Raw genomic sequence first — 9,282 nt, forward strand, 5'->3', positions numbered from 1 at the left:
TTTCGCGCCGTTGTTCCCAGTCGTGCGGCGATCTCCTGCAGGGCATCGACCTTGGCCTCGCGGCCCAGAATCGGCAGGGCCACATGGCCGGTCAGAACGCCGGCTTCGGCAAGAAGGGTATTCGCACGATGTTCGTGGAAGCCCAACCGGGCCGCCACTGCCTCGGTAAAGGCCGTGAATCCGCCCGAGACAAGGGCCGTATGGGCACCATGGGCGCGCATGGTGGCCACCAGCGCCGCCCCGCCCGAAGCCATGGTGATTCGATCCTGCAGCACCGTAGCGATCACATCCTGCGACAGGCCGGCCAGGAGGCTGACGCGTTCGATCAGCGCTTCGTGAAAGTTCAGCTCGCCGTTCATGGCGCGGGCGGTGATCTGGGCCACGCGGGGGCCGACGCCTGCGAAATCCGCCAGTTCGTCAATGCACTCTTGGTTGATCATGGTCGAGTCCATATCAGCCAGCAGGATACGCTTGCGCCGCCCTTCCGACGGCTGGATGGCCAGGTCGATGCCGATGGTCTGCAGGTCCGACCAGACCTGATCGGCATCGGCAGGGGTTTGTAGAATGTCGAATTCGGCGGCGGCTCCCGGTGCGAGAACGCGCGGCGCGCCCCCTTTCCAACGTTTCATCAGGCCTTCGGGCAGAGCGCCGTCCAGATTGGCGGCAGCGGGCGAGGCAATCAGCGAAACGGTAAACATGGAGGCATCCCTTGGTCGGCTGGCTGGGGTGTAAGCCAAAGATTTTGCTTGCGCCAGAGATCGCGCGGCTTTAGGTCCGTCCGTGGGACACCCCTCCCCAACGAGGGGCTTTTAGCTGGAAGGCTAGTCACATGACCGATCATGCGATCCCGGCTGCGCGGCCGGCAAATCCGCGCTTTTCATCTGGCCCTTGCGCCAAGATCCCCCATTACACTCTGGACATGCTCTCGGACGCGCCCCTTGGCCGTTCGCATCGCGCCGCTGTCGGCAAGGCCAAGCTGGCCGAGGCAATCGAGCTGACGCGCGAGGTTCTGGGCGTACCCGCCGACTACCGCATTGGCATCGTTCCCGGCTCGGACACGGGCGCGGTCGAGATGGCGATGTGGTCGCTGCTGGGCCAGCGCCCGGTCGAGATGCTGGCTTGGGAAAGCTTTGGCGAAGGCTGGGTCACCGACGCGGTCAAGCAGTTGAAGCTGGACGCCACCGTGCGCAAGGCCGATTATGGTCAGATCGTGGACCTGACGCAGGTCGATTTCGACCGCGATGTCGTCTTTACCTGGAACGGCACCACCAGCGGCGTGCGCGTTCCGAACGGCGACGCGATCCCGGCGGACCGCGATGGCCTGACCATCTGCGACGCGACCAGTGCGGCCTTCGCGATGGACCTGCCGTGGGACAAGCTGGATGTCGTGACCTTCAGTTGGCAGAAGGTGCTGGGGGGCGAGGGCGCGCATGGCGTGCTGATCCTGTCCCCGCGCGCGGTGGAGCGTCTGGAGACCTATACCCCCGCATGGCCCCTGCCCAAGATCTTCCGCATGACCAAGGGCGGCAAGCTGATCGAGGGCATCTTCACGGGCGAGACGATCAACACGCCCTCGATGCTGGCGGTCGAGGATTACCTGGTGGCGCTGAAATGGGCGCAGTCGGTCGGCGGCCTGCCGGCGCTGATCGCGCGGGCCGATGCCAATGCGGGCGCCGTGCGTGATTTCATTGCGGACAAGGACTGGATCGCCGATCTGGCCGAGGACCCGGCAACGGCTTCGACCACCAGCGTCTGCCTCAAGTTCACCGACCCAGCCATCACCGACGGCAACGCCTTTGCCAAAGCCGTTGCGAAGCGGCTGGAAAAGGAAGGCGTGGCACTGGATGCGGGCGCCTATCGCGATGCCCCGGCGGGCCTGCGGATCTGGTGCGGCTCGACCGTCGAGGCAGCCGATGTCGCGGCGCTGATGCCGTGGATCGAATGGGCCTATCGCACGGAACTCGCGGCGCAATAAGCGCCCTGTAAGGCCGGGGGGCGGTGCAGCCCCCGGCCCCCGCCGAATTTCCCCTGATTCAGGTGCCAGCGCGGCCATGCCCGGGCACCCTCCATACAAGGATGAATGACATGCCGAAGGTTCTCGTTTCCGACAAGCTGTCCGAAACCGCCGTTCAGATCTTTCGCGATCGCGGGGTGGAGGTGGACTACATGCCCGACTTGGGCAAGGACAAGGACAAGCTGGCCGCCGTGATCGGCCAGTATGACGGGCTGGCCATCCGCTCGGCCACCAAGGTGACCGAAAAGCTGCTGGAGGCTGCCACCAACCTCAAGGTGATCGGCCGTGCCGGCATCGGCGTCGACAACGTCGAGATCCCTGCGGCCAGCAAGAAGGGCGTGATCGTGATGAACACGCCTTTCGGCAACAGCGTCACCACGGCCGAACATGCCATCGCGATGATGTTTGCGGTCGCCCGCCAGTTGCCCGAGGCCAGCGTCAGCACCCATGCAGGCAAGTGGGAAAAGAACCGCTTCATGGGGGTGGAGCTGTTCAACAAGACGCTGGGCGTGATCGGCGCGGGCAACATCGGATCGATCGTGATCGACCGGGCGCTCGGCCTGCACATGAAGGTGCTGGCCTATGATCCCTTCCTGTCCGAGGACCGCGCCAAGGAACTGGGCGTGACCAAGGTGGAGCTGGATGACCTGCTGGGCCGCGCCGACTTCATCACCTTCCACGTGCCCTTGACCGACAAGACCCGCAACATCCTGTCGCGCGAGGCGATCGCCAAGCTGAAGAAGGGCGTGCGGATCATCAACTGCGCCCGCGGCGGCCTGGTGGACGAGGAAGCGCTGGCCGAGGCGCTGAAGGACGGCCGCGTGGCCGGTGCGGCCTTTGACGTCTTTGCCGTCGAACCCGCGACCGAAAGCCCGCTGTTCAACCTGCCGAACGTGGTGGCGACCCCGCATCTGGGCGCAGCCACCACCGAAGCGCAGGAAAATGTGGCCCTGCAGGTGGCCGAGCAGATGTCGGATTACCTGCTGACCGGCGCGGTGCAGAACGCGCTGAACATGCCATCGGTCACCGCCGAAGAGGCCGCGGTCATGGGCCCCTGGATCAAGCTTGCCGGCCATCTGGGCGCCTTCGTGGGGCAGATGACGGACGAGCCGATCAAGGCGATCAATGTCCTTTATGACGGCGTCGTGTCGGAAATGAACCTGAACGCGCTGAACGCCGCCGTGATCGCGGGCGTGATGAAGGTCGCCAACCCGGACGTGAACATGGTTTCGGCACCGGTGATGGCCAAGGACCGCGGGGTCCAGATCTCGACCACGCGTCAGGACAAGGCGGGCGTTTACGAAGGCTATATCAAGGTCACCTGCATCACCGAAACGCGCGAGCGTTCGATCGCGGGCACGGTCTTCAGCGATGGCAAGCCGCGCTTCATCCAGATCCGGGGGATCAACATCGATGCCGAGGTCGGACAGCACATGCTGTACACCCGCAACAAGGACGTCCCCGGCGTGATCGGCGCCTTGGGGATGACCCTTGGCGATCTGGGCGTGAACATCGCGAACTTTACCCTCGGCCGCTCAGCTGGCGGGGCGGATGCCATCGCGATTCTTTACCTGGATGATGTCATCAGTGACGAAATCCTGGCCGCGTTGCAGAACACCGGCAAGTTCCTGCAGGCCCGCCGGCTGCAATTCGAGGTTTGACCTGCTTGCCGCACGCCCTTACCCAAGGCGTGCGGCGCCTTTTTCATGCCGAGCGCCCCGGCCAAGGTGACAGATGCGACTTTACGCGATCGGCGACATTCATGGGCAGCTGGAGCTGCTGAAGGCCGCACATGAACGGATCTTTCGTGACGGCGGCACGGATGCCGTCATCGCCCATGTCGGCGACCTGATCGATCGCGGACCCGATTCACGCGGCGTGGTCGAACACCTGATGAAGGGTCAGGATGGCGGCCGTCCCTGGATCGTCACGCGCGGCAACCATGACCGTTTCCTGCCGGCCTTCCTGCAACGTCCCGAATGGATCGATCCGGGACTGTCTTCGGGGCAGCACTGGATCGATCATCCGGGTTTGGGGGCGGCGGCCACGCTGCGTTCCTACGGAATTGACCCCGATCAGTCCCGAAAGGCGCTGCTGCAGGCGGCACAGCGGGCGGTGCCGCACGATCACGCGCGGTTCCTGGACAGTCTTCCCTTGTGGCACCTGCATCCGCTGGCGCTGGTCGTTCATGCAGGCATAAGGCCGGGTGTCGAACTGCAGCATCAGGCGGAACAGGATCTGGTCTGGATCCGTGCCCCCTTCCTGCACAGCAAGGCGGATTTCGGCCATCTGGTCGTGCACGGCCATACGGCGCTGGACCGGCCCACGCTTTATCCGAACCGACTGAACCTTGATGGCGGCGCAGCCTATGGCCGCCCCTTGGAGGCGGTGGTGATCGAGGCGGAAGCGGTTCACCTGCTGACCGATGAAGGTCGGGTGCCGATGCAGCCCAGCCCGGTCCCGGCCGCGAACTGAGGCAAAGCCATGCAAGATGGTGGACAAGAACCTCCGCAAGTCCTAAAAGGCGCGTTGATTTTTCGGGACGCCGGAAAGAAGGGACCGAACCGGATGCAGGCTCAGAGCCGTCACGCGAAATACAGCCTGGGCCAGATCGTCCGGCATCGCAGCCGCCCGTTTCGCGGCGTGATCTTCGATGTCGATCCGGAATTCGCCAACACCGAGGAGTGGTACGAATCCATCCCCGAGGATTCGCGTCCCGACAAGAACCAGCCCTTCTACCACCTGTATGCCGAGACCGAGGCCACCTATTACGTCGCCTATGTTTCGGAACAGAACCTGGAACCGGACTGCTCGGGAGAGCCGCTGGATCATCCCGAAGTGGGCGACACGTTCGGCACATTCGAGGACGGCCGCTATTACCTGATGGCGCCAGTCAACTGAGCGGCCTCAGGCTCCTGTCAGGTCGGGCTGGGCAAAAGGAATGCTGAAGGCCAGATAGTTGCGGCTTTCCTCGCGGTAATAGCACAAGGCCTGAGTCAGATCCTGGATCAGGAACCACCCGAACCCGCCTTCGGGCAGATCCTCGGGTGCCATGCTGGGCAGCCCCCGCGGCAACAGGCATTCGGCCGGCAGCGAGTTTCCGTCATCGGTCAGGGCGCAGGCCAGCCCGGAATTGTGGCGCACAATGCACAGGTGGATCACCGGCCGGGACACCTTCTTGGGCGACCGGCCCGACTTGTCGATCGTCCATGTTCCCTCCGGTCCCGCATGTTCGGCCACATTGTTCATCACCTCGGCCAGAACCAGTTCCAGCCGGCCCATCGTGTCCTCGCTGATCTCGTGCCGGAACCGCTGGCGCACGTCCTGCAGGGTGTCCCGCACGATCACCGGCTCGGCCTTGAGGACGCGGTGGAACAGCGGCTGGCTGGGCGCTGCGGCACGGCTGCCCACGCCAAGATCCGACCGTTCTTTCAATGTCATTCATCAAGCTCCTTCTGAGCGGGGATGGGACGGATGTCGAAGATGCTGTCCATGCGGGTCAGCCGGAACACCCGTTCGACATTCGGTGTGAGCGCATGCAGCACCAGCGCCAGATTTTCGGGCAGGCTCTTGCGGATGGCGATCATGGCGCCCAGGCCAGAACTGTCCATGAAATCGACCGCCGCCATATCCAAGTGCACGGACTTGCGGTTTCTGACGACGATCTCGCGCAGCTTGTCCTTGAAGAGAGTGGCGATGGCGGCATCGATGCGCGTTTCGGTGATCTTGACGTTCAGGTGAGGTCCGGCATCGTCGACGATGAATTGCATGATCCTGCCTTCGGTTGTGCGTGTCACCTTCCCCTGTAGCCGGAAAAGGTTAGGATCCGGTAAGTGACGACCCGCCTTCCTGCGACACGGATAAAGACAACTGAACGGATCGGCCGGGCCCTTTTGCCGGCAGGGCAGCACGCCTGCACGGGCCTGCCCATATCCGAGGCAGAAGGCCGCAGATCTGCCTGAAGGGCGGCCTGTGCCTGCCGTCTTCTGCGGAACCGTTGGGCAAAAGGTGATGTTCCACTGTGGACTTCCCCCGACGGCCCGCCAATCATCAACCGGGGAAGACCCGATAACAATGCGCCAAGCAGTGGGGGGATAATGAGTTGCTATAACGAGATGTTCGAGGGCGACCGCGTTCGCGAACCCTATGCCCGCCTTCGGGATTGGGTCGAGACCATGCCCGACGACTTTCGCCAGATGAAGCAGGCCGAGGCCGAGGCACTGTTCCGTCGGATCGGCATCACCTTCGCCGTTTATGGCGAGGGTGGCGACCCGGACCGGCTGATCCCCTTCGACATGATGCCGCGGGTCTTCGAGCAGGCCGAATGGCGCAGGCTGGAACGCGGCATCAAGCAACGCGCCCGCGCCCTGAACGCTTTCCTCCGCGATGTGTATGGGCGCGGAGAGATCATCCGCGCCGGCCGGATCCCGGCCCGGCTGGTTTACCAGAATGCGGCCTATGAAAAGGCGGTGGTGGGTTTCGTGCCCCCGCGCGGGGTTTATTCGCACATCATCGGCATCGACCTGGTCCGCACCGCCAAGGACGAGTTCTATGTGCTCGAGGACAACTGCCGCACGCCATCGGGCGTCAGCTACATGCTCGAAAACCGCGAGATCATGATGCGGATGTTCCCCCAGCTGTTCCGTGGCAATCGGATCGAGCCGGTGGACCAGTATCCCGAACTGCTGCGCCGCACGTTGGAATCGGTCGCGCCCGCCAAGTGCAGCGAACGCCCGACCTGCGTGATCCTGACGCCAGGCCATTACAACAGCGCGTATTACGAACACAGTTTCCTTGCGAACCTGATGGGGGTCGAACTGGTCGAAGGGCAGGACCTCTTCGTGGACGGAGAGTTCTGCTACATGCGGACCACGACCGGGCCGCGCCGGGTGGACGTGATCTATCGCAGGATCGACGATCCTTTCCTTGATCCGCTGTGCTTCCGGCCGGATTCGATGCTGGGCGTGCCCGGGCTGATGGATGTGTATCGTTCCGGCGGGGTGTCGATCTGCTCGGCCCCGGGGGCGGGCGTGGCGGATGACAAGGCGATCTATACCTTTGTTCCTGACATGGTGCGCTTCTACCTAGGCGAAGAACCCATCCTGAACAACGTCCGGACCTGGACGCTGTGGAAGGATGACGACTACCGCTATGTGATGGAGCACCTGCCCGAACTGGTCGTGAAGGAGGTTCACGGATCGGGCGGTTATGGCATGCTGGTGGGGCCGAAATCCACCCGAGACGAGATCGAGGCCTTCCGGCTCAAGATCCAGGCCAATCCCTCGAACTACATTGCCCAGCCCACGCTGGCGCTGTCCACCTGCCCGACCTTTGTCGAGGAGGGAATCGCGCCCCGCCATGTCGACCTCCGCCCTTATTGCCTTTGCGGCGACCGGATCGAGCTGGTGCCTGGCGGGCTGACCCGTGTTGCGCTGCGCGAAGGCAGCCTTGTCGTGAACTCGTCGCAGGGCGGAGGTGTCAAGGACACCTGGGTCCTGTCGGAATGAGTGGGGGGACCACCATGCTCAGCCGTACCGCCTCGAACCTGTTCTGGATGGGCCGCCATCTGGAACGCGCCGAAACCGGCGCCCGCCTGCTGGACGTGGGCCAGCGCATCACGCTGCTGCCCAATACCGAAGCCGGCTATCAGAACGAATGGAACTCGCTTCTGCAGGCCTCGGGCAGCGCCGACCTGTTTGCCCGGAAATACACGCAGATCACGCAGGAAAAGATCGAAGAGTTCATCTTCTTTGACCGCGACAACCCGTCTTCGGTGGCCAGTTGCCTGGAAAAGGCGCGCGAGGCCGGCCGCATCGTGCGCACCGCCCTGACCAGCCAGGTCTGGGATGCCCTGAACGTCGCCTATCAGGAACTGCGCCGCCTGGAACGGATGCCGCGCGCCACGCTGGACATGGCCGCACTGACCGATTTCACGACCAGCCACACCTCGACCGTGCGCGGCGCGATCAACGCTACCCAGCTGCGCAATGACGGTTGGCACTTCATGAACCTGGGCTATGGCCTGGAGCGTGCGGATGCCACGGCGCGGCTGCTGGACGTCAAGTATTTCGTGCTGCTGCCCCGGATCGAGTTCGTGGGGTCGGGCCTCGATACCTATCAGTGGCAGGTGATCCTGCGGGCCCTGTCGGCGCACCGTGCCTATCACTGGGCTTATGGCGGCGACATCACGGCCGGTCAGGTTGCGGATTTCCTGATCCTGAACGGCGAAAGCCCCCGCGCGCTGATCACGTCGGTTTATGAAACCGTCTGGCACCTGGAGGGCCTTGCCCGCCGTTATGGTGACAGCGTGCCCTCGACGGCCCGCGACAAGGCGCGCGAGGTTCTGGCCGGACTGCAGGGCCGCAACATCGAGATGATTTTCGAGGAAGGCCTGCACGAATTCCTCACGGCGTTCATCAAGGAACTGGGCGAGGTCTCGCACCGGGTTCATCAGGACTTCCTGCTGGGAGGAGTATAGGTCATGAGGCTGCAGATCCTGCATGAAACCGTTTATCGCTATGGCGCGCCGATCCGGAACCTGGTGCAAAGCCTGCGCCTGACCCCTTCGGTCTTTGAAGGGCAGAAGGTGCACGAATGGCAGATCGATGTTTCGGGCGGCATCCGGGGGCCGGGCTTCCGTGACGGTTCCGGCGACTGGATCGAGGGTTGGACCGTGCGCGGCCCGGCCGACGAGGTGACGGTCCGGGTTCGGGGGCGCATCGATACCCGCGACACCGCAGGCGTCCTGCGCGGTCACCGGGAAACGATCCAGCCGCTGGCCTATCTGCGCGACAGTCCGTCCACACTGCCCGAAGGAACGGTGCGCGACGTGGCGGCACTGGTGCCGGACGGGCCGGACAAGCTGGACCTGTCGCACCGGCTTTCCGGCCTGGTCAGCGACCGTATCGCCTATCGCCCCGGAGTCACCCAGACAGGCACAACAGCGGCCCAGGCCCTGGCTCTGGGTGAAGGGGTCTGTCAGGACCATACCCATGCCCTGATCGCACTGGCCCGGCTGCATGATCTGCCGGCACGCTATGTTTCGGGCTATCTGCATTCGACCATCGACGGTCAGGCGCATGACGCCGCCCATGCCTGGGCCGAAATCCATGTGGAAGGGCTGGGCTGGATCGGCTTCGATGCCGCCAACCGGTGCTGCCCGGACGAACGCTATGTCCGGTTGGGGTCCGGCCTGGACGCCGCGGACGCCGCTCCGATCCGCGGCGTGGCCCTGGGCCGGGGGTCCGAGGACATGGATGTCCGTGTCC

10 protein-coding genes are annotated in these 9,282 nt (G+C 64.0%); 7 read left to right on the forward strand and 3 right to left on the reverse strand.

Going from position 1 to position 9,282, the window contains the following annotated elements:
• On the reverse strand, window positions 1–698 hold a 698-nt coding region (locus tag ACLHHB_RS09800; RefSeq protein ID WP_410218098.1), incomplete at its 3' end, for an HAD-IB family phosphatase.
• 131 nt (window positions 699–829) lie between these two features.
• Between ACLHHB_RS09800 and ACLHHB_RS09805 the strand changes: the two genes are divergently transcribed.
• The 4 genes from ACLHHB_RS09805 to hspQ all read left to right on the forward strand — a co-directional run bounded on the left by ACLHHB_RS09805 (window position 830) and on the right by hspQ (window position 4,915).
• Window positions 830–1,975 (forward strand): phosphoserine transaminase, encoded by a 1,146-nt coding sequence (locus ACLHHB_RS09805; RefSeq protein WP_410218099.1) that lies wholly within the window; start codon window positions 830–832, stop codon window positions 1,973–1,975.
• Window positions 1,976–2,085: 110 nt separating this feature from the next.
• Window positions 2,086–3,675 (forward strand): phosphoglycerate dehydrogenase, encoded by a 1,590-nt coding sequence (gene serA, locus ACLHHB_RS09810; RefSeq protein WP_410218100.1) that lies wholly within the window; start codon window positions 2,086–2,088, stop codon window positions 3,673–3,675.
• 73 nt (window positions 3,676–3,748) lie between these two features.
• The gene (locus ACLHHB_RS09815; RefSeq protein ID WP_410218101.1) at window positions 3,749–4,489 is read left to right on the forward strand and encodes a metallophosphoesterase; all 741 of its coding nucleotides are present in this window, start codon (window positions 3,749–3,751) and stop codon (window positions 4,487–4,489) included.
• A gap of 93 nt (window positions 4,490–4,582) precedes the next feature.
• A complete protein-coding gene (gene hspQ / locus ACLHHB_RS09820) occupies window positions 4,583–4,915 on the forward strand; it encodes a heat shock protein HspQ (protein ID WP_410218102.1) in 333 nt (110 codons plus the stop codon).
• A gap of 6 nt (window positions 4,916–4,921) precedes the next feature.
• Here hspQ and ACLHHB_RS09825 read toward each other — a convergent pair whose 3' ends face one another.
• Entirely contained in the window at window positions 4,922–5,455 is a 534-nt protein-coding gene (locus ACLHHB_RS09825) for an ATP-binding protein (protein ID WP_410218103.1), read from the reverse strand.
• Window positions 5,452–5,784 (reverse strand): STAS domain-containing protein, encoded by a 333-nt coding sequence (locus ACLHHB_RS09830; protein ID WP_410218104.1) that lies wholly within the window; start codon window positions 5,782–5,784, stop codon window positions 5,452–5,454. Before ACLHHB_RS09830 ends, ACLHHB_RS09825 begins: the two co-directional genes overlap by 4 nt.
• Before the next feature lie 327 nt (window positions 5,785–6,111).
• On the opposite strand from ACLHHB_RS09830, the gene ACLHHB_RS09835 reads away from it, so the two are divergent.
• From ACLHHB_RS09835 to ACLHHB_RS09845, 3 genes are all read left to right on the forward strand, one after another.
• Window positions 6,112–7,521 carry a circularly permuted type 2 ATP-grasp protein gene (locus ACLHHB_RS09835; protein ID WP_410218105.1) on the forward strand — a complete coding sequence of 470 codons (1,410 nt, stop codon included), beginning with the start codon at window positions 6,112–6,114 and terminating at the stop codon, window positions 7,519–7,521.
• Window positions 7,522–7,535: 14 nt separating this feature from the next.
• Window positions 7,536–8,492 (forward strand): alpha-E domain-containing protein, encoded by a 957-nt coding sequence (locus ACLHHB_RS09840; RefSeq protein ID WP_410218106.1) that lies wholly within the window; start codon window positions 7,536–7,538, stop codon window positions 8,490–8,492.
• 3 nt (window positions 8,493–8,495) lie between these two features.
• The coding region (locus ACLHHB_RS09845; protein ID WP_410218107.1) for a transglutaminase domain-containing protein at window positions 8,496–9,282 on the forward strand (787 nt) is incomplete at its 3' end.

The sequence above is a fragment of the Paracoccus sp. (in: a-proteobacteria) genome, from assembly GCF_046462195.1.
Taxonomy (GTDB): Bacteria; Pseudomonadota; Alphaproteobacteria; order Rhodobacterales; family Rhodobacteraceae; genus Paracoccus.